The 19,278-nt window shown below is 58.7% G+C and carries 17 protein-coding genes; 4 read left to right on the top strand and 13 right to left on the bottom strand.

Going from position 1 to position 19,278, the window contains the following annotated elements:
• Positions 1-24: 24 nt before the first annotated feature.
• Positions 25-1,119, bottom strand: a complete 1,095-nt coding sequence (locus tag NTD86_RS21475; RefSeq protein WP_262205298.1) for a DUF1615 domain-containing protein — start codon at positions 1,117-1,119, stop codon at positions 25-27.
• A 48-nt stretch (positions 1,120-1,167) separates the two neighbouring features.
• Positions 1,168-1,509 (bottom strand): FKBP-type peptidyl-prolyl cis-trans isomerase, encoded by a 342-nt coding sequence (locus NTD86_RS21470; protein ID WP_262205297.1) that lies wholly within the window; start codon positions 1,507-1,509, stop codon positions 1,168-1,170.
• A gap of 295 nt (positions 1,510-1,804) precedes the next feature.
• Between NTD86_RS21470 and NTD86_RS21465 the strand changes: the two genes are divergently transcribed.
• The 4 genes from NTD86_RS21465 (at position 1,805) to NTD86_RS21450 (ending at position 6,331) form a co-directional block, all read left to right on the top strand.
• Positions 1,805-4,063, top strand: a complete 2,259-nt coding sequence (locus NTD86_RS21465; protein ID WP_262205295.1) for a TonB-dependent siderophore receptor — start codon at positions 1,805-1,807, stop codon at positions 4,061-4,063.
• Positions 4,064-4,168: 105 nt separating this feature from the next.
• Positions 4,169-4,459 (top strand): iron transporter, encoded by a 291-nt coding sequence (locus NTD86_RS21460; protein WP_262205294.1) that lies wholly within the window; start codon positions 4,169-4,171, stop codon positions 4,457-4,459.
• Complete coding sequence (locus NTD86_RS21455; RefSeq protein WP_262205292.1) at positions 4,456-5,994, top strand: PepSY-associated TM helix domain-containing protein; 1,539 nt, start codon at positions 4,456-4,458, stop codon at positions 5,992-5,994. The genes NTD86_RS21460 and NTD86_RS21455 overlap by 4 nt, the downstream gene beginning before the upstream one ends.
• 1 nt (position 5,995) lies before the next feature.
• On the top strand, positions 5,996-6,331 hold the full coding sequence (locus NTD86_RS21450; protein ID WP_262205290.1) for a DUF3325 domain-containing protein: 336 nt from the start codon (positions 5,996-5,998) through the stop codon (positions 6,329-6,331).
• Positions 6,332-6,420: 89 nt separating this feature from the next.
• Here the strand turns inward: NTD86_RS21450 and NTD86_RS21445 are convergent, their stop codons facing one another.
• The 11 genes from NTD86_RS21445 to NTD86_RS21395 form a co-directional block, all read right to left on the bottom strand.
• Complete coding sequence (locus tag NTD86_RS21445) at positions 6,421-6,792, bottom strand: hypothetical protein (protein WP_262205289.1); 372 nt, start codon at positions 6,790-6,792, stop codon at positions 6,421-6,423.
• A gap of 141 nt (positions 6,793-6,933) precedes the next feature.
• A complete protein-coding gene (locus NTD86_RS21440; RefSeq protein WP_262205287.1) occupies positions 6,934-7,617 on the bottom strand; it encodes an amino acid ABC transporter permease in 684 nt (227 codons plus the stop codon).
• 3 nt (positions 7,618-7,620) lie between these two features.
• A complete protein-coding gene (locus tag NTD86_RS21435) occupies positions 7,621-8,349 on the bottom strand; it encodes an amino acid ABC transporter permease (RefSeq protein WP_262205286.1) in 729 nt (242 codons plus the stop codon).
• A 74-nt stretch (positions 8,350-8,423) separates the two neighbouring features.
• Entirely contained in the window at positions 8,424-9,230 is an 807-nt protein-coding gene (locus NTD86_RS21430; RefSeq protein WP_262205285.1) for an ABC transporter substrate-binding protein, read from the bottom strand.
• A 175-nt stretch (positions 9,231-9,405) separates the two neighbouring features.
• Entirely contained in the window at positions 9,406-10,986 is a 1,581-nt protein-coding gene (locus tag NTD86_RS21425; RefSeq protein WP_262205283.1) for an ABC transporter ATP-binding protein, read from the bottom strand.
• Between the two features lies 1 nt (position 10,987).
• On the bottom strand, positions 10,988-12,010 hold the full coding sequence (locus NTD86_RS21420; RefSeq protein WP_262205282.1) for an ABC transporter permease: 1,023 nt from the start codon (positions 12,008-12,010) through the stop codon (positions 10,988-10,990).
• Positions 12,010-13,080 carry a microcin C ABC transporter permease YejB gene (locus tag NTD86_RS21415; protein ID WP_262205281.1) on the bottom strand — a complete coding sequence of 357 codons (1,071 nt, stop codon included), beginning with the start codon at positions 13,078-13,080 and terminating at the stop codon, positions 12,010-12,012. Before NTD86_RS21415 ends, NTD86_RS21420 begins: the two co-directional genes overlap by 1 nt.
• A gap of 1 nt (position 13,081) precedes the next feature.
• Positions 13,082-14,971 carry an extracellular solute-binding protein gene (locus NTD86_RS21410; RefSeq protein ID WP_262205279.1) on the bottom strand — a complete coding sequence of 630 codons (1,890 nt, stop codon included), beginning with the start codon at positions 14,969-14,971 and terminating at the stop codon, positions 13,082-13,084.
• Positions 14,972-15,077: 106 nt separating this feature from the next.
• A complete protein-coding gene (locus NTD86_RS21405; protein WP_262205278.1) occupies positions 15,078-17,807 on the bottom strand; it encodes a TonB-dependent receptor in 2,730 nt (909 codons plus the stop codon).
• A gap of 325 nt (positions 17,808-18,132) precedes the next feature.
• Positions 18,133-18,534 carry an ExbD/TolR family protein gene (locus NTD86_RS21400; RefSeq protein WP_262205277.1) on the bottom strand — a complete coding sequence of 134 codons (402 nt, stop codon included), beginning with the start codon at positions 18,532-18,534 and terminating at the stop codon, positions 18,133-18,135.
• Positions 18,534-19,238, bottom strand: coding sequence for a MotA/TolQ/ExbB proton channel family protein (locus NTD86_RS21395; RefSeq protein WP_262205276.1), 705 nt, complete (start codon positions 19,236-19,238; stop codon positions 18,534-18,536). The genes NTD86_RS21400 and NTD86_RS21395 overlap by 1 nt, the downstream gene beginning before the upstream one ends.
• Positions 19,239-19,278: the final 40 nt, after the last annotated feature.

Genomic DNA, 19,278 nt, shown 5'->3' with positions numbered 1-19,278 from the left:
ATGCGAACTGATCAAGGATTTTCGTCATCTCTCGGGCAACGACTTCGCCTTGTTCATGCAGCGCTGGCGGCGGTCATCTACGCGCTGGGCGAACCAGGCGGTGGTCAGGTTGCGGGTGATCTTGGGGCTTTGCAGGGTGATGCCCGGCAGCACGGCGCGTGGTAGCGCCTTGCCCTGCTGGCGATCGGCCAGTGCGAAGACCTTGCGGTAGACCTCGGTCTGGTCAAACTCAAGGATGTCAGCTTTGAGCAACTGTTGACGGATCTGGTTGTTGTTCAAGCCTAAAGGTTTGGCCAATACCCGAACGGCGCGTTCGGTCGAACCGACGTCGTAGGAACCGGGGATGGTCACGTCACCATCCAGCGCCAGCTTGATGCCTGAAACCTGGCTCACGGCATTTTGAAATGCGGCGTTGCGACTGGCGTACCAACCCGCGTTGAAGTCGGCAAAGCGATACAGCGATTGTGGGTAATCGACCGGGTAGCCCAGCAAGTGGGCGGTACCGAAGTACATGCCGCCACGACGGGTGAAGACTTCGTGGCGGATCGAGTCGGGTATCGGGTACGGATAGTCTTGTGCGTGCTTCTCGGCGAAGGCGATGCTGACTTGCATCGGCCCACCGGTGTGCACCGGGTTGAGGCTGCCGAACAGGTTTTTGCCCAGCGGCACCATGCCAATGAAGTCATCGAAGATGGCGCTCAGTTGGCCTTCGGTGCGTGCCGCATCGAGGCGCTGGTTATAGGTTTTGCCTGTGGGCGAGGTGATATTAAGCGCACTGCGCACCACGAATTCCGGAATGTGCAGTTTCCCCGCTCGGCGATTGATTTCGCTGCGGGCAATCTTGGCCAGGTTGGGCACCGCAGGGTCGGCTTGAAACGTCGACTCCTGTTCGGTGACTGCCAGCACCGAACACAGGTTTTCGTCGTTGGGCTCAAGCTTTTGCGCCGCGAAGGCGGTATTAATGTCGTTGGCCCAGCCCTGGCGATCCTGAACGTTGGCGGGCAACAGTTGAAGCAACCGCGCACGCGTCTGCTCGGGTGTGCGGCTGGGGTGCGTTTGAGTGCTTTGGCTGCTGCACCCGACGATCACAATGGGCAGAGAAAGCGTCAATATTTGCATGAAAAATCGATTCACCAACGCTTAACTCCCCAAAAATAGAACGATGTGTTAATCGTCTCGCGTGAGCACTTCGAGCAGTTCGATCTCAAATGTGAGGTCGGAGTTCGGCTTGATGTGCGCCCCCATGCTTCTTTCACCATAGGCCAAGTGTGCAGGAACCTGCAGTTTGCGCTTGCCGCCGACCTTCATGCCGATCAGGCCCTGATCCCATCCCTTGATGACTCGGCCTGTGCCAATCACGCACTGGAACGGCTTGCCGCGCTCGAATGAGGAGTCGAATACCGTGCCATCGGTGAGCCAACCGGTGTACTGCGTGGTGATCAGTGCGCCTTTGACGGCGGCTTTGCCTTCGCCCACGACAAGGTCGGTGATCTGGAGTTCGTTGTTCATGCTGGTGCACCCGAAAATTGAGAATGGCCGGGTTTTTCTCAGGATGTGACGTATTTGGCAATCGGTTTTAAATTATTTTTTTGTAGGACAAGCCCTTAAAACAAAGGGATCGGAGGAATTCTCGAGTGAGGATTATTACCATTCGCGCTTTACTCTCATTTGAGAATGGTTACTATTGTCGCCCTTGGCAGTGCCGGGGGTAGCGAGGCGAGGCGAGATCCTTTCAAGGAATCGTGCTGCAGCCACCCGGATTCAGGCCTGCAAAGCACACTCCATCGTTAAGGATTAACTGGACATGTCGTCTCGATTCAAACGCAGTCATTTCTCTTTGGCTATCGTGGCCGCACTTGCTTCACCGACTTTGCTTGCCGACGCGCTGGAGCGTGAACGCGATGAAGTACCCGTGGAGGCCAGCGATCTGCCGGTAGATGGCAGCAAGCAGGCGCTGCAACTGGAAGAAACCCGCGTGTTGGGTACCGCTGCCGAAGAACTGAAGCAGGCACCTGGGGTGTCGATCATCACCGCTGAAGACATCAAAAAGCGTCCGCCGGCCAACGATCTTTCCGACATTATTCGTCGTGAGCCGGGCGTGAACCTCACCGGTAACAGTTCCAGTGGCGCTCGCGGCAACAACCGCCAGATTGACTTGCGTGGCATGGGCCCGGAAAACACCTTGATCCTGATCGACGGCAAACCGTCTTCTTCGCGTAACGCCCAGCGCTATGGCTGGAGCGGCGACCGTGATACCCGTGGTGAAACCAACTGGGTGCCGGCCGAAGAAGTCGAGCGCATTGAAATTCTGCGTGGCCCGGCCGCTGCCCGATACGGCTCCGGCGCCATGGGCGGGGTGGTCAACATCATCACCAAACGCCCGACCGATAAGCTCTCCGGCTCCTTGACCGCTTACTACCTGTCACCAGATGACAGCGCAGAAGGCATCAGCAAGCGCACCAACTTCAACCTCAGTGGCCCGATCACCGACGATCTGGTGTTTCGTGTGTATGGCGGCCTGAGCAAAACCGACGCCGACGATGCGCGGATCAACACCGCTCAACAGGCCTCTACCGACAGCGTCGTGGCGGGGCGTGAGGGGGTGCGCAACAAGGACGTCAACGGCCTGCTGAGCTGGCAGTTCACCCCGGAACAATCGCTCGACCTGGAGGCCAGTTACAGCCGTCAGGGCAATATCTACGCCGGTGACACCATGCTCAACAGCGGCGGCGATTTTGTTAACAGTCTGTACGGCAAGGAAACCAGTATTCTGCAGCGCAGCACCTTCTCGGCGACCCACAATGGCTCGTTTGACTGGGGTACCACCATGGCCATGTTGAGCCATGACCTGACGCGTAACTCGCGCTTGAACGAAGGCCTGGCAGGCTATGGTGAAGGTGCTCCGTCAGAAAGCGCCGGTAGTTTCCAGTCGCGCTTGCGCAACACCCGCGCCAAGGCCGAAGTGAACTTGCCGCTGGACTTTTACACCCACCAGGTACTGACCCTGGGTGGCGAATACCTGTACGAATCGCTGAATGATCCGGGCTCGTTGCGCCCACAAAGCTGGGACCCGGGCGCCGATGGCAGTGCGGGTATTCCGGGAACAAACCGTAGCCAGACCAAAACCACCGCCAACAGCTACGCCTTTTACGTCGAAGACAACGTCGAGGCCGGGGCAAAAACCATCATCACGCCCGGTTTGCGCTACGACCACCACAACAAGTTCGGCGGCAACTGGAGCCCGAGCCTCAACGCTTCGCACCAGATCACGGATGAGCTGAGCCTCAAGGGCGGTATCGCCCGGGCCTACAAAACCCCGAACCTGTACCAGTCCAACCCCAACTACCTGTTGTATAGCCGTGGTAATGGTTGCAGTTCGGTAGAAGCCAACATCGGCGGGTGCTACCTGGTGGGTAACCCGGATCTGCGCCCTGAAATCAGCATCAACAAAGAGATTGGCCTGGCGTTCGACAAAGGTAACTGGCGCACCAGTGCGACGTACTTCCGCAACGACTACCAGAACAAGATCAACGCCAGCAACGAGACAGCTTTCCGCCTGCCCAACGGGCGTCGTGTCTTGCAATGGGAAAACAGTGGCAAGGCACTCGTGCAGGGTATTGAGGGCAACCTGTTCGTCAATTTGCGCGAGGATCTGGACTGGAACACCAACCTGACCTACATGATCGACAGCAAAGACAAGAAAACTGGCGAGCCATTGAGTATCATTCCCAAGTACACGCTTAACTCCACTTTGGATTGGTATGTCACCGAGAAGCTGTCGTTCCAGCTCAACGGCACGTATTACGGCGAGCAGAAAGCGCCGAAGTACAACATGCGCGCCAACCAGTCTCTCGACAAATCGGTACAACAGTCGGTTGATCCGTACGGTCTGGTGGGGCTGAGCAGCGGGTATGAATTCAACAAGCATTTCAGTGTGCGGGTGGGCATCAACAACCTGTTCGACAAGCAGCTGTACCGCAAGGGCAACGCTGACGAAGCGGGCGCCCAGACTTACAACGAAGCGGGCCGTGCTTACTTTGCGTCGGTGACCACTTCGTTCTGATAGCTCCTTTGGGGTCATAACAGGCGCGACACCTCAGGGTGTCGCGCCGTTGTCGCATTAGGGCTCTGGCAAAACCGTGGCTGGGGCTGATGAAGGATTGAACAGATGAAACTTGCATCGTCGGCCTGGATGCCGATTCTGTCTCGTGCACTGGCTGCGATGGTGGGCGGCTATGTCTTTACCTACGCCTTCACGGCGGCGCTGGCGCGGGTGTTACCGCTGGACAATGTGGACTCAATGCTGGTCGCCAGCCTGTTGTCGTTTGCGGTCTACACCTGCGCCATTTTGTGGGCTTTCATTGCCCGCCATCAGTGGTCAGCGTGGATGGGCGCGGTACTGGCGCTACCACTGGCCGCGATCGGCTTTTGGCCGCAATTGCTGGAGCGACTCGCATGAAGCAGACCCTCACCCAATCGTTGGCCTGGCTACACACCTGGGGCGGGCTGATCGTTGGCTGGCTATTGTTTGCGATCTTTCTGACCGGCAGCCTGGCCGTGTTCGATCAAGAGATCGACAACTGGATGCACCCCGAATTGCCCGCCCATCACTTGACCGACGAGCAGGCGGCGGAGCGTGCGCTGGCGTATTTGCACGAACACAAGGCCGATGCCAAACAGTGGGGCATCAGCCTGCCCAATGAGCGTTCGCCCGAACTGCGCGCTTCGACCGGCGGGCGGCGTGACGGCGTGTCAGTGACCCTGGATCCGAACACCGGAGACGTCTTGCCAGTGCGCGAGTCGGCGGGTGGGCGATTCTTTTTCCTGTTCCACTTCACCCTGTTCATGCCCGGCATGCTGGGTATCTACGTGGTTGGTGCGTTGGCCATGGGCATGCTCGCAGCACTGATCAGCGGGATTGTGATTCACAAGAAATTCTTCAAGGAGTTCTTCACCTTCCGGCCCGCCAAAGGCCAGCGCTCGTGGCTCGATGCTCATAACGCCAGCGCCGTGTTGTTGCTGCCGTTTCACTTGATGATTACCTACAGCGGGTTGGCTATTTTTCTCGTGATCTATATGCCAGCGGCCATGGATGCGCTGTTCGATGGCGATCGCGATGCCTTTTTCAAGGCTCAGGACCCAGCGCCGGCAGTGGTTGAAGCCCAGCGCCCAGCGGCGGTTGAACCGGCCCCGCTGGTGGCCCTCGGGCCGTTACTGGCCAAGGCTCGCGATGTCATGGGGCCGTTGAGCGGCGTGAGCATCACCAACCCCGGCAAGAGCGACGCGGTGATCCAGATTCGCCCGATCCTGGGCAACCGGATTGCCTTGATCAAGGGCGGCGGCATGCGCTTTGACGGGGTGACCGGCGAGCAATTGTCCGGGCCGACCGAAATGCGCGCCTCGGTGCTCACGCATCGGGTGATCTCCGGGATGCACTTTGCCCAGTTTGGGGGCTATCCGATGCGCTGGGTGTACTTCGTCTGCGGGCTGATCAGCAGCGCCATGATCGCCACCGGGCTGGTGCTGTTCACGGTCAAGCGGCGTCGTAAATACGCCAGCGAAAGCCGGGTTGCACAGGGGCTTTATCACGTGATCGAAGCCGTCAACGTGACCGTGATGGCGGGCTTGAGCCTGGCGTGCATCGCTTTCATGTGGGGCAATCATTTGTTACCGGCAGGCATGACCGAGCGTCCGGATACCGAGTTGACTGTGTTTTTCGGGGTATGGGCCTTGAGCCTCTTGCATGCCTTGCTTCGCCCTCGCATGCACGCCTGGCGTGAGCAATTGGCGTTGGCGGGTGTGCTGTGCCTGAGTTTGCCGCTGCTCAGCCTGTTTGCCGTTGATTCGCCGTGGGCGTTGTCCAGCCGCATGGGCGTCGAGCTCACGTCCATGGCGTTGGGCGCGATGCTGTTGTGGGCGTGCTGGAAAGTATCGCAACCCCAAGTTGAACGGGTACCGCGCAAAAAAGCGCCCGTGCTGGCGGAGGTGAACTGACATGCTGGCGGATTATTTTGCGGCCTGGGCATTTGCCTATATCGGCATGCTTGCTCTGTGCCAGGGGCTTGAGCGTCACTATAAACAAGTCTGGAACAAGCCACCTTCAGCTGGGCTGCGCCGTGCCTTGCGCGGCGCCGGGTGGTTGAGCCTGGTGTTGAGTTTCTACTTTTGCGGCCTGGCCTGGGGTTGGGCAATGGGCCCGATTGGCTGGTTCGGCCTGATCTCGCTCAGTGGCTTCGCCTTGCTGATGCTCCTGCCATACCGCGCGCGCATGGCGGTGTGGCTGCCGTTGGGGTTTGCCCCGGCGTGGGCGGTGATCAATACCCTGTCCTGAACATGGCGCGCCCCGCGCTCTTTTAACAATCAAAAGACCGTGGGGCGAGCACGCGCCCAGAGGGATGGGTGCGCCGCTATACGTCTAGGTCAGTCAAACCACTTATGCCGGGCTTCATCCAGCAAGTCCTGCATGAGCTTTTCAACATCATAGAAGCTCAGTTTGCTGAAGCGGTGCTCGTCTTCGAATGTTCCGTGCTTGCTGAAAATTCCGACCAAACCATGGGTATGGGTTTGCACGGTCTCCCATTCCAGGGTGTCATTGCCCAGTGCAAGCAAATCTTGACTGTGCGTCACCTTGGGCTCGATCACACTGTGAACCGTGGTGATGTAGAGTTGCTCGCAGTGGGCGCCGTGATGCTTGAGCCGTTCATTCAGAAAGTCGCGCACTTGAGCGTTGAAAGCACCAGCCGGCGCTTTGCCTTTCACGGCCGGTACGTCATTTTTTTCGATCATGTTCAAGGTAAAACTCCATTTAATACAGCCGGCCTATCCAGCTTCATGCTGTGAGAAATTCGGCCGGCCAAACCTTTCGATGACCTATTGAATCGCCTATTGGCCCCCTGCATGCGGTACATAGTTATGGCAACGTTGTCACCGTAGTTATCGATGCAGGGCCTTGGGCTTGACCAACCGGTTGGCGATCAGGTCCAGGCTGCTGCAAAAGACGAAGTACACCAGCGCCACAAACAGGAAGATCTCGGTTGGATGCACCATGACCCGATTGCTGACCTGGGTGGCCACAAACGACAACTCACCCACCCCGATGACATACGCCAGTGAGGTGTCCTTGATCAATGAAATCCATTGATTGAGGAACGAGGGCAGCATCATCGGCAGGGCTTGCGGCAAAATGATCAGGCGCAACACTTGCCAGGTGCTCAGCCCCAAGGCCTTGCCGGCCGCCCATTGCCCGGCCGGCAAACTGCTGATCCCGGCATATACCGAATGCGCGAGGTACGCGCCACCAATCAACGACAGGGCGCACACCACCGTGGCCAATGCCGGTACATCGACGTTGAACACGATCGGCAGCAGAAAGTAGCTCCAGAAAATCAGCATCAGCACAGGAATTGCCCGCAGAAATCCCAGCACGCCGAGCAACACCCAGCGCACTTTGGAGCGGATCATCACCAGGGCGATGCCCAGCACCAGACCCAGAATGGCCGAGATCACCCCGGACAACAGGCTCAGTACCAGCGTCAAGGCCGCGCCGCCCAGAGGGCCGTCGGGGTAAGCACCAAGCAAAAAGTACGACAGGTTGTCGCTAATGACCGAAAAGTCCATGGCTCAGAGCACCCCCTGCCGGTACCACTTGCTGCGTGCAATCAACTGCCCGATCACTTCGAGCAACGCAATGCTCAGCACATACAGCAGGGTGGCGAAACCAAAGGCCTGAAAGGTCTTGAAGGTCTCGGTCTCGACCTGACGCGATGCGTAAGACAACTCGGCCAACCCGATGGCCATGGTCAGCGACGAGTTTTTCAGGGCGTTCATGTATTGCCCCAACAATGGCCCCAGCGCGGTGCGCAGTGCCTGAGGGAAGACGATGTAGCGCCACACTTGCGCCGGTTTGAAGCCCAGCGCCAAGCCCGCAGCCCGTTGCTCCAGGCGAACCGAACTGACGCCTGCGCGAAACTCTTCGCAGATGAACGCGGCGGTGTAGAGCATCAAGCCCCAGAATCCGGCCAGAAACTCAAATGACGGCCATTCAATCTCGAACAACCCAAGGTCCAGGCTGCGCGGCTGGTTGAGCCACATTACCCAGCCTTCGGGCAGCATCGCCGTGACCCCGAAGTACCAGAAAAACAACTGCACCAGCAGCGGCGTATTACGAAACAGCGCCAGGTATGCCCGTGCAGGCCACGACCAAATGCGCAAAGGCGAGATCCTTGCCAGGCACAACAAAAACCCCAACCCGGTCGCCACCAGGCAGGTCAACAGCGAAAGGATCAGGGTGAGAACGAAACCATCGAACAGCCAATGCAGGTATTGCGGGGCAAGCAGTTCACCAAACATAAAACAGCGTCCATCCTGAAACAAAGAAACCCGTCCGGTTGTCCGTGACGGGTTGTAGGTCTTGCTACAGCGCCTTAGCTCTTGTCGCCGATTTTGTACAAGCGAGTCAGCGGGGTCTTGGTGTCCGGGCCGAACCAGGCGTCATAAATCTTCTGTGCCTTGCCGTCGGCTTCCAGTTCGGTGAGGGTTTCGTTGACCACGTCGGTCAGGCGCGTTTCACCTTTGGGAATGCCCACGCCGATCAGGTCATTGGAAATGGTGAAGGGCGGTACTTCGTACTTGTCTTTGTCCGGCACATTGGCCAGCAAGCCGATCAGCTTTGGACCGTCCTGGGTAATCGCTTGCACGTTGCCATTGCGCAGGGCCGTGAAGGCGAAAGGGGTGTCATCGTAGGCAATCACTTTGGCGCCCGGGAATTTCTCGCGCAGCACGCCTTCGTTGACCGTGCCTTTGTCGACGCCGACGCGCCACTTGTTGAGGTCATCTTCGGACTTGAGGGTGCCTTTCTTGACGATAAATTGCTGGCCCGAGGCGAAGTACGGAATGCTGAAGTTCACTTGCTCGGCGCGTTCCGGCGTAATGGTGAAGTTGGCCAGCACCAGGTCGACCTTGTTTGACACCAGCAGCGGCACACGGTTGGCCGGGTTGGTTGGTTGCAGTTGCAGTTTCACGCCCAATTTGTCGGCAATGGCCTTGGCATAGTCCACGTCCAGACCTTCGATTTGCTTGCTTTTAGCGTCTACAAAACCGAATGGCGGGTTGCTGTCAAACGAAGCCACGCGCAGAACTCCGGACTTTTTGATGTCATCCAGACGATCAGCATGGGCCAGGCCCGATAAAACAGCCAGGGTCAGCGCGGTGAGGGCAGTGAGTTTTTTCATTTCGTGCTCATCATGAGTTAGAAGACTTATGACGAGAGTTTTGCAGGAAATGCATGTTTTAAAAAAGAATATAAAACGATTTAAATATTCATTTTGGCTATATGTGATCTGTAGGGGCGAACTTGCTCGCGCAAGATCAAAAGATCGCGAGGCACGCTCGCTCCTACAGGTCGGGTCAGACCGTCACGCTGCTGGCCTGCAACAGCTCGCGGGTGTACGGGTGTTGTGGGTTGGCGAACAGGGTTTGCGCATCACCTTGTTCCACCACTTTGCCGTCCTTGATCACGATCATGTCGTGGGCCAAGGCGTGCACCACCGCCAAGTCATGGCTGATGAACAGGTAGGTCAGGCCATGTCGGGCTTGCAGGTCGCGCAGCAACTCCACCACCTGCTTTTGTACGGTGCGGTCCAGCGCCGAGGTCGGTTCGTCGAGCAGGATCAGCGCCGGCTCCATGATCAACGCTCGGGCAATGGAGATCCGCTGGCGTTGGCCGCCGGAAAATTCGTGCGGGTAACGATGGCGACTCTCCGGGTCGAGGCCGACTTCTTGCAGCACCCGAATCACTGCGGCTTCGCGCTCTTGCTCGGTGCCAATGCCATGCGCCAGCAAGCCTTCGCTGATGATCTGTTGCACCGACATCCGTGGGCTCAGGCTACCAAACGGGTCCTGGAAGACCACCTGCATTTGCCGACGCAGCGGTCGCAGCAGGTCCTGGTTGAGCAGGTTCAGCTGCTTGTTACCGAAACGAATGTCGCCCTCGGATTCCACCAGTCGCAATATCGCCTGGCCTAGCGTCGATTTGCCTGACCCCGACTCGCCGACGATGCCCAGGGTCTTGCCTTTTTTCAGCTCGAAACTGACCCCGTCCACCGCTTTGACGTACTGCCGTTCGCGACTGAACAATGGCTTGGGTAGCGGAAACCAGACTTTCAGGTTGTCGACTTCCAGCAGGTTGTGCCGGTAATCGCACGGTACCGGGCTGCCCGTGGGCTCGGCATCGATCAGCATGCGGCTGTAGGCGTGCTTCGGAGCACTGAACAATTGCTCGCACGTGGCTTGCTCGACGATCTCGCCGCCGCGCATCACGCACACGCGCTGGGCGATTTTGCGCACCAGATTGAGGTCATGGCTGATCAGCAACAACGACATGCCCAGGCGCTGTTGCAGGTCGATCAGCAGCTCAAGAATCTTTTGCTGCACGGTGACGTCCAGCGCGGTGGTGGGTTCGTCGGCAATCAGCAACTCTGGCTCGTTGGCCAGGGCCATGGCGATCATCACCCGCTGGCGTTGGCCGCCCGACAGTTGATGCGGGTAGGCGTTGAGGCGTTTGTGCGGATCGCGAATACCCACCAGGGTCAGCAGTTCCAGAGTGCGTTCGCGGGCGGCACGTTTTTTCAGACCTTTGTGAGTGATCAACACTTCGCTGATTTGCTTTTCAACGGTGTGCAGCGGGTTGAGCGAGGTCATCGGCTCCTGGAAAATCATCGCGATGCGGTTGCCGCGCAGGCTGCGCAACTGGCTATCACTGGCGCTGACCAGATCGGTGCCGTTGTAGCGGATGCTGCCTTGGGTTTCGACGCTTTTACCCGGCAGCAGGCGCAGGATCGAGTGGGCGGTCACCGACTTGCCCGAGCCAGACTCACCGACCAAGGCCAGGCATTCGCCACGGCGGATGTCGAGGTTGATCCCGTGAACGACCTCGCGCCCGGCAAACCCGACACGCAGGTCACGTATTTCAATCAGTGCGTCGTTCATATCAACTCCGTGGATCAAAGGCGTCACGGCAGGCTTCGCCGATAAACACCAACAACGACAAAATCAGTGCCAGCACACAGAACGCGGTCAGGCCCAACCAGGGGGCTTGCAGGTTGCGCTTGGCCTGGCCAATCAGTTCACCCAATGAGGCGGTGCCGGGTGGCATGCCGAAACCGAGAAAATCCAGGGCGGTGAGGGTGGCAATCGCACCGGTCAAAATGAACGGCAGGTAGGTCAGGGTCGAGGTCATGGCGTTGGGCAGAATGTGCCGACGCATCAGTGCACCGTTGGTCAAGCCCAGTGCCCGTGCGGCTTTTACATATTCCAGGTTACGCCCGCGCAAGAACTCGGCGCGCACAACGTCCACCAGTGCCAGCCAGCTGAATAGCGCCATGATGCCCAGCAGCCACCAGAAACTCGGCGATACGAACCCCGACAGAATGATCAGCAAATACAGCACCGGCAGCCCGGCCCAGACTTCTTGCAGGCGCTGGCCGATCAAGTCCACCATGCCGCCGTAAAAGCCTTGCAGAGCACCGGCCGTGATGCCGATCACAGCGCTCACTGCAGTCAGGATCAAGGCAAACAGAATTGAAATTCGCGCGCCGAAAATCACCCGCGCCAACACGTCCCGGGCCTGCTCGTCGGTGCCCAGCCAGTTGGTGGTGCTTGGCGGGCTGGGCGCAGGTTCTTTCAAGTCGTAGTTGACGGTGTCGTAGCTGAACGGGATAGGCGCAAACAGCATCCAGCCGCCTTGATCGCTGATCAGCTTGCGCACGTAATCACTGCTGTAGTCCGGCTCGAAGGGCAACTCGCCGCCGAAGTCGACTTCGGTGTGGTGGCCCACGATCGGGAAGTACCAATGGTCCTTGTAATGCACGATCAGCGGTTTGTCATTGGCGATCAACTCGCCGCCCAGGCACAGCACGAAGAGGCCGACAAACAACCACAGCGACCACCAGCCTCGGCGGTTGGCGCGAAAGTGGGCGAGGCGACGACGGCCCAAAGGGGAGAGGGTAAACATCAGGCAGTCCTCGCCGAAAAGTCGATACGGGGGTCGAGCAGGGTGTAGCAAATGTCACCGACCAATTTGATCAGCAGCCCGAACAGGGTGAACAGGAACAGCGTGCCGAACACGACGGGATAGTCCCGAGACACCGCCGCCTCGTAGCTCATGCGGCCGATGCCGTCGAGGTTGAAGATGGTCTCGATCAGCAGGGAGCCTGCGAAGAACACTTCGATCAGCGCCTGTGGAATCCCGGCAACTACCAGCAACATGGCGTTGCGCAGCACGTGGCCGTAAAGCACACGTTTTTCAGTCAACCCCTTGGCGCGGGCAGTGACCACGTACTGACGGCTGATTTCATTCAAAAAGCTGTTTTTGGTGAGGATGGTGAGAGTAGCGAAGCCACCGATCACCAATGCGCTGACGGGCAGCACCATGTGCCAGAGGTAGTCGGCGATCTTGCCGAAAAAACTCAGGCTGTCGAAGTTGTCCGACACCAGCCCCTGAATCGGGAACCAGCTCAAATAACTGCCGCCCGCGAACACCACGATCAGCAAAATGGCGAATAGGAAGGCGGGCATCGCGTAGCCAACGATGATTGCGGTGCTGGTCCACATATCAAACGCACTGCCGTTGTGGATGGCTTTGCGAATGCCCAGCGGGATCGACACCAGATAAGTGATGAACGTGGCCCAGAACCCCAGAGAAATCGTCACGGGCAGTTTTTGCACAATCAGGTCGGTGACTGTGGAACCACGAAAAAAGCTGCTGCCGAAATCCAGTTGCGCGTAGTTCTTGAGCATCAGCCACAAGCGTTCGTGCATGGGCTTGTCGAAGCCGTAATGCTTGGTGATTTCTTCGATCAAGGCCGGATCAAGGCCACGGCTGCTGCGGCTGGAGCCTGAGCTGTGGGCGGACATTTCGCCGCCACCGCCGCCGACTGAAGCGCCACTAAACCCCTGCAGGCGGGCAATGGCCTGATCCACCGGGCCGCCGGGTGCGGCCTGCACGATCAAAAAGTTGACCACTAAAATGCACAGCAGGGTGGGGATGATGAGCAATAAGCGACGACTGATGTAATGCCACATCTCAGTGATTCTCTGCCGGAGTGTTGGAAACAGGCGGGTTGGCCTTCTCGTACTGCGCGTTGGTCAGCGCGGTTTTGCTGACTTCCCACCAGGTGTTCAAGCCTTCGTCGTACTTGGGCTCCAGCGCCGGACGGCCGAAGCGGTTCTGGTACACGGTCGGGGTGCCGATGGAGTAGTAGTTGGGGATCATGTAGTAGCCCCATTGCAGGACGCGATCGAGGGCGCGGGCGTAATGCACCATTTCATCGCGGCTATTGGCCTGCACCAGCCCGTCCAGCAGTTTGTCGACAGCCGGGTCGCGCAGCACAATGGAATTGGAGGTGCCAGGCCGGGTGGCGCTGCTGGAGCCGTACATGTCATACATTTCGCGGCCCGGCGAGACGATAGGATCGCCGCTGCGCGGAAACCCGGTCACGATCATGTCGTAGTCACGGGCGTTGAGCCGGTTAATGTACTGCGCAGAGTCGATTTTGCGGATGTCCATGTTGATGCCGATCTGCGCCAACGTGCGCTTGAACGGCAGGATCATGCGATCAAAGCCGCCTTGGCCGTCGAGAAAGGTGAAGCTCAATTGCTCACCCTTGGCATTCACTAGTTTGTTGTCCTTGGGCGTCCAGCCGGCTTCTTTGAGCAGCGCCAGGGCCTCCAGCTGTTTGTCGCGGATGTAGCCGCTGCCGTCAGTTTTCGGCGCCTGGTAGACCTGAGTGAACACCTCATCCGGGATCTGGCCGCGCAAGGGCTCAAGAATCTCCAGTTCGCGGGCATCGGGCAGGGCCGTAGCGGCCATGTCGCTTTTCGGAAAGTAGCTCTGCTGACGCACGTAGAAATTGCGCATCATCTGTTTGTTGGTCCACTCAAAGTCCCACAACAGGCTTAAAGCCTGTCGGACCCGGCGGTCTTGAAAAAACGGGTTCAGCAAGTTGAAGACAAACCCTTGTGCAGCGCCCGGTTTCTCCTTGGCAAAGACCCCGCGTTGCAGGCGCCCATCAGTCAGGGCCGGGCCGTCGTATCCAATAGTGAAACCGGTGGCCGAGAACTCACGGTTGTAGTCAAACGCGCCGGCCTTGAGCAGTTGGCGAGCGATGTCGGTGTCACTGTAAAAGTTCACGGTCAGGCGGTCGAAGTTGTACATGCCTTTGCTGACCGGCAAGTCTTTGCCCCACCAGTTCTTGTTGCGCTCAAAGGTGATGCTGCGGCCGGGGTCCACGTGCGACACCGAATACGGGCCGCTGCCCAGGGGCGGCTCAAAGCCACCGCCAGTGGCAAAGTCACGGGTTTTCCACCAGTGCTCCGGGATGATCCGCATGCTGGCCAGGTCCAGGGCCAGGGTGCGGTTCTGGTTGTTCTTGAAGTCGAAACGGATCTGCAACGGGCCTTCGACGACCACGTCTTTAACCTCGCCATAGAGCATGCGATAGCCCAGGCTGCCTTTGGTCATGAGGGTGTTGTAAGTAAACGCGACGTCTTGCGCAGTGATCGGTGTGTCATCGGCAAAGCGCGCTTTGGGGTTCAGGTAAAAGCGCACCCACAGGCCATCCGGGTCGCGCTCCATCTTTTGCGCGATCAGACCGTAGACCGTGTAGGGCTCGTCCAGAGAGCGGAATGCCAGCGGCGAGTACAGCCAGTCATCGACCTGTACAACGCCTGTGCCCTGGTCGATATAAGGAACGATGTAATTGAATTGGCCAATTTCCATCGCTGATCGAGTTAGCGAGCCGCCTTTGGGTGCGTTGGGGTTCACAAAGTCGAAGTGCTGGAAATTGTCCGGGTATTTGGCTGCTTCGCCATATACGGTCAGCGCTTGGGTGGGCGCGGCACTCACACTCAGGCACACGCACGACAGCACGGGCACCAGCAGGGAGCGAAGCAGGGGCAGGAAGAGTGACGACATGATGGGATTTCCTTGTACCGCGTGTGGAGCCTGCTGGAACGAGCCTCGCGATCTTTCAAGGATCAAAAGATCGCGAGCCAAGCTCGCTCCAACAGGGTGCTATCACTTAGAAGTGGTAAGTCGCACGGGCGAAGAAGGTACGGCCCATTGGGTCACCGTAACGAGGGTCGTAACCGCTCTGGAAGTTGTAAGCCTGGTTGGAGAACGGCGGGTTGCGGTCAAACATGTTTTTGATCCCCACATCCAGGTCCACGGTTTTGTTGAAAGTGTAGCCACCCGAGATGTCCCACAACGCGTAAGACGCTACACGTGAGTGAGTGTCCGGATCATAGTCGTTGTAACCGCTGGTGAACCGGTTGACGAGCGAGGCGCGGTAGGCGCCCAGGTTCCAGGTACCGCTCAGCACGTGTTTCCAGCGTGCAATCACGCCAGTGCCTTCAAACGCGCCCACGTTGTCGGTGTAGTTGCCGCCAATGGTGGTCTGGTAGTCATAACGCGACACGTAAGTGCCTTGCAGGCCCAGGCCAAACTGGCCATATGGGGTATTCGGGAACTTGTAGTCGAGGCTCACATCGACACCGCTGGTTTTAACTGCGCCCAGGTTGGCGAGGCCGGTCTGCACGTAGTTCAGTGAGCCATCGGCGTTGCGGATGAAGCGATCGGCATAGGTGTTTGGATCGTCAAACACTGTTGATTCCGGGAACTCGGCGATCTGGTTGGCGATGTGAATCCACCAGAAGTCCAGGCCCATCGACAGGTTGCGCACTGGCTGGTACACGAAGCCCAGTGTGACGTTGCGCGCTTTTTCGGGTGACAGATTGGTGTTGCCGCCGGTGCGGTTGTGGAACTGCTGGCCGCAGTCGCGAGCAGCGTTGCCGCCTGGTTGCACTACGCCACCGGTACACAGTTTGGGGTCGTTGTAGTAACCCTGGGTGTAGGTGGTGTATTCCGGGTTGTACAGCTCATACAGAGATGGCGCACGGAAACCTTCGCTGTACGCACCACGCACGACCAGTTCCTTGATTGGCTGGTAGCGGAACGAATATTTCGGGTTGGTGGTGCTGCCGAAGTCGCTGTATTTGTCGTGGCGCACAGCGGCCGATAGTTCCAGGCTGTCCAGTACCGGCACGTTCAGTTCGGTGTATACCGCTTTGACGTTACGGTCGCCCTTGACGCTGCCGTTCGGGTCGACGCCCAGGCTGGAAATGTCCGCGGCGTATTGCTCATAGCTCTGATGGAAGTCCTCCTGACGGTACTCGCCACCGATCGCCAGGCCTGCCGGGCCAGCACCGAACCAGTCGCCAACTTCGCGGCTCATGCGTCCGTCAAGCCCGGTCACCCGGCCCACCGACGACGAGTACTGGCCGTGGTAGCGGTTGGCGTCAATCAACGCCTGGCCCGCTGCAGTTTGTGGGCCAAACGGGTTGATGATGCCGTCGGCAATGCCATTGATCATGGCTGCGTCGCTCACATAACCGCCGGTGACGCTGGAGATGACCTTGTTCTCGTTGTACGAGGCGCCAGCGTTGTAATCCCAGCCCTGAACGGTACCGTCAAAACTCAGTACCAGACGCTGACTGGTGTTTTGGTCTTTGGCCTGACGAGCACCGGCAGCGGTTTCACGCCAGTTGAAGTCGATCGGTTGGGTTGGATCGAAGTTCGGGTTGCTCGACGCAGGCGTAATACCCTTGCCCGGGAAGAACGGTGACGACGGGTCCAAGGTCAGGCCTGTCAGCGGCGCCGGGCCCACTTGGGTCGCGTTGTTGTTGCGGGCAAAGAAGTACTCGAGGTTGACGTTGTCATCGTCGGTCAGCTTGCCAGTGGCCTTGCCGAAGAATGATGTCTTCTCGGTCGCTGGCAGCAAGTCTAAGTAGTTGCGGGTATCGAAGCGGCATACGCCTTGACGTGCGACCAGGCTAGGGCCGTTGCAGTTGCTGGATGACAACGGGTTGGAGCTGACGCCATTCTGGCTGTAGTTGGCCGGGTACGATGTGCCCGAGGTCTGGTCCAGACCCCGACCCGGTGCATAGGTGGTGGCGAAGGTGCGGTCTTTGGCGCGCAATTCGTCCTGCTTGTTGTAGCCGAACACGCCCATCACGTTGAAACGATCCTTGTCCAGATCGCCATAACCCCAGCTGGCGCTCATGTCCTTGGAGGTGCCACCGCCGCTGGCGTCAGCGCCTTCGCCGCCCAGCGACAGGGTGCCGTCGGTCAGGGACTTCTTGGTGATGAAGTTGATCACCCCGCCGATAGCGTCGGTGCCGTAGAGGGCGGACGCGCCGTCGCGCAGGACTTCAACGCGGTCGATGGCGGCGAACGGGATGGTGTTCAGGTCGACGGCCGAACCATCGATGGCGTTGTTACCCAGGCGGCGGCCGTTGAGCAGCACCAGGGTTTTGTTAGGGCCAATACCGCGCATGTCGGCAAAGCTCGACCCCCCTGTGGCGGCGCCAACGGAGCTGGCAGGGTTGCGAATCGACTGGTTGCCAGAGACGCGCTGCAGAATTTCCTCTGTGGTGGTCACGCCTTCGTTGCGCAGTTGATCGGCGCGCAGAATGGTGATGGGCACGGCAGTTTCTGCGTCGACCCGGCGAATCGCCGAACCGGTCACTTCCACGCGGTCCAGTTGCGTGGTAGGGGCGGGGGCGGCCGTCGCATCGGCGCTCACCGCGGCACTGCTGACAGCACTGCTCGAGTCGTCGCTCACAGTCGCTTCTGCCGCCTGCAACTGGCCTGCGCTCATCCCCAGAGCGACCAGATACAGCGGCACAAAACGATGTCGCTGCAAGCTGGCAACGAGCGGTTTGAGGGTGAAACCTGAACTCTTCATCTGCATGGTTAATTCCGACTTTTTCAGACGATTATTGGAATGGCCTTGTGAGCCCTCATGACTCCAGTTGGGTTGTGTCGACCCGTGGCAAAACACTTTTTTCAAGCAAGCCGCTCCCCTGCGCGGACTGACAGCGTTCGCGCGCGGCGTGGTTACAGCAGGGGTTACTGCGTGGTTACTGCGTCAATCAGCATCAAAAGCCCCTCACCCTGGCCCTCTCCCGGAGGGAGAGGGCACTGATCGCATACGGCTTCAAGACCACCACCCATCAGCTCCCTCTCCCTTTGGGAGAGGGTTGGGGTGAGGGTTAAGGGCGCGCCCAATTCTGAGATCACCGAGCAGTCATCACCGAGATCTTGGTGATGCCCGAGCGCTCAATCGAGGCCATGGCCTTGGCCACTTGCCCGTAATTGACGCCTTCGTCGGCCTGCAACTGGACCCGTACTTCAGGGTCCTTGGCCTTGATGTCCTGCAGGCTGGTTTCCAGCAGTTCAGGGGCCACTTCGTTCTTGGCCAGGAAGAACTTGCCGTCCTGATCAACGCTTACCACCACCGGGTCTTTCTTCTGCTCGGTGGCCACGGCATCGGTCTTGGGCAAGTTGATCTTGATCGCGTTGGTCATCATCGGCGTAGTCACGATGAACACCACCAGCAGTACCAGCATCACGTCCACCAACGGGGTGACGTTCATTTCACTGAGTACTTCATCGCTGTCTTGAGTTGAGAAAGACATCAGCTTGCCTCCCGCACCGCGGTGCGCTTGTTGGATATGGCCTGGCGGTCGATAGAGAAAGCGCTGCGATGGGCGAGGGCGTCGAAGTCATGGGCAAAGTCATCCATGGTGGCCGAGGCCAGCTTGAGGCGACGCAGGAAGAAGTTGTAAATCAGTACCGCTGGGACCGCGACCGCAATACCTACGCCGGTCGCGATCAAGGCGTGGCCGATAGGACCTGCCACCGTTTCCAGGCTGGCGGAGCCGCTGGCGCCGATGCTTTGCAGCGCTTCCATGATCCCCCAGACGGTCCCGAACAGGCCGATGAAGGGCGCGGTGCTGCCGATACTGGCGAGGATCGCCTGGCCGCTTTCCAGGGCGCGACGTTCTTTCTGGATTTGCTGGCGCAGGTTGCGCTCCAGACGATCGGCGCGGTTGATGGTGTTGGCCAGTTGCTGAGTGGTACGCGGCGTGTCATCGACGATCATGGCTTCAAAACCACTGTTGGCGATGCGGGCCAGGGCGCCGGGGTATTGGCTGGCGTGTTCGGCGGCGGTCAACAGATCAGGGGCTGCCCAGAAAGCTTTTGTGAACTGGTTGTTCTGGGATTTCTGACGCAGGTATTGCGATGACTTGATGAGCAACAACGCCCAACTCACCACCGAAAAAAGCACCAAGGCCCAAAGTACCCCCGGGACGATCATGGAAGACAGAGACTCGTTCATGGCTATACCTCGCACTGCGGTTAAATAACGCGCTAATTAA

The organism is Pseudomonas sp. 7P_10.2_Bac1 (assembly GCF_025465935.1).
GTDB lineage: Bacteria > Pseudomonadota > Gammaproteobacteria > Pseudomonadales > Pseudomonadaceae > Aquipseudomonas.
The sequence above is the reverse complement of the archived record's forward strand: the minus strand, read 5'-3'. Positions and strand labels throughout refer to the sequence as shown.

Bases quoted from the DNA above. Each gene is read 5' to 3' on its own strand.
- NTD86_RS21475 (WP_262205298.1), bottom strand. From the start codon at position 1,119: ATGCAAATATTGACGCTTTCTCTGCCCATTGTGATCGTCGGGTGCAGC.
- NTD86_RS21470 (WP_262205297.1), bottom strand. From the start codon at position 1,509: ATGAACAACGAACTCCAGATCACCGACCTTGTCGTGGGCGAAGGCAAA.
- NTD86_RS21465 (WP_262205295.1), top strand. From the start codon at position 1,805: ATGTCGTCTCGATTCAAACGCAGTCATTTCTCTTTGGCTATCGTGGCC.
- NTD86_RS21460 (WP_262205294.1), top strand. From the start codon at position 4,169: ATGAAACTTGCATCGTCGGCCTGGATGCCGATTCTGTCTCGTGCACTG.
- NTD86_RS21455 (WP_262205292.1), top strand. From the start codon at position 4,456: ATGAAGCAGACCCTCACCCAATCGTTGGCCTGGCTACACACCTGGGGC.
- NTD86_RS21450 (WP_262205290.1), top strand. From the start codon at position 5,996: ATGCTGGCGGATTATTTTGCGGCCTGGGCATTTGCCTATATCGGCATG.
- NTD86_RS21440 (WP_262205287.1), bottom strand. From the start codon at position 7,617: ATGGACTTTTCGGTCATTAGCGACAACCTGTCGTACTTTTTGCTTGGT.
- NTD86_RS21435 (WP_262205286.1), bottom strand. From the start codon at position 8,349: ATGTTTGGTGAACTGCTTGCCCCGCAATACCTGCATTGGCTGTTCGAT.
- NTD86_RS21430 (WP_262205285.1), bottom strand. From the start codon at position 9,230: ATGAAAAAACTCACTGCCCTCACCGCGCTGACCCTGGCTGTTTTATCG.
- NTD86_RS21425 (WP_262205283.1), bottom strand. From the start codon at position 10,986: ATGAACGACGCACTGATTGAAATACGTGACCTGCGTGTCGGGTTTGCC.
- NTD86_RS21420 (WP_262205282.1), bottom strand. From the start codon at position 12,010: ATGTTTACCCTCTCCCCTTTGGGCCGTCGTCGCCTCGCCCACTTTCGC.
- NTD86_RS21415 (WP_262205281.1), bottom strand. From the start codon at position 13,080: ATGTGGCATTACATCAGTCGTCGCTTATTGCTCATCATCCCCACCCTG.
- NTD86_RS21410 (WP_262205279.1), bottom strand. From the start codon at position 14,971: ATGTCGTCACTCTTCCTGCCCCTGCTTCGCTCCCTGCTGGTGCCCGTG.
- NTD86_RS21405 (WP_262205278.1), bottom strand. From the start codon at position 17,807: ATGCAGATGAAGAGTTCAGGTTTCACCCTCAAACCGCTCGTTGCCAGC.
- NTD86_RS21400 (WP_262205277.1), bottom strand. From the start codon at position 18,534: ATGTCTTTCTCAACTCAAGACAGCGATGAAGTACTCAGTGAAATGAAC.
- NTD86_RS21395 (WP_262205276.1), bottom strand. From the start codon at position 19,238: ATGAACGAGTCTCTGTCTTCCATGATCGTCCCGGGGGTACTTTGGGCC.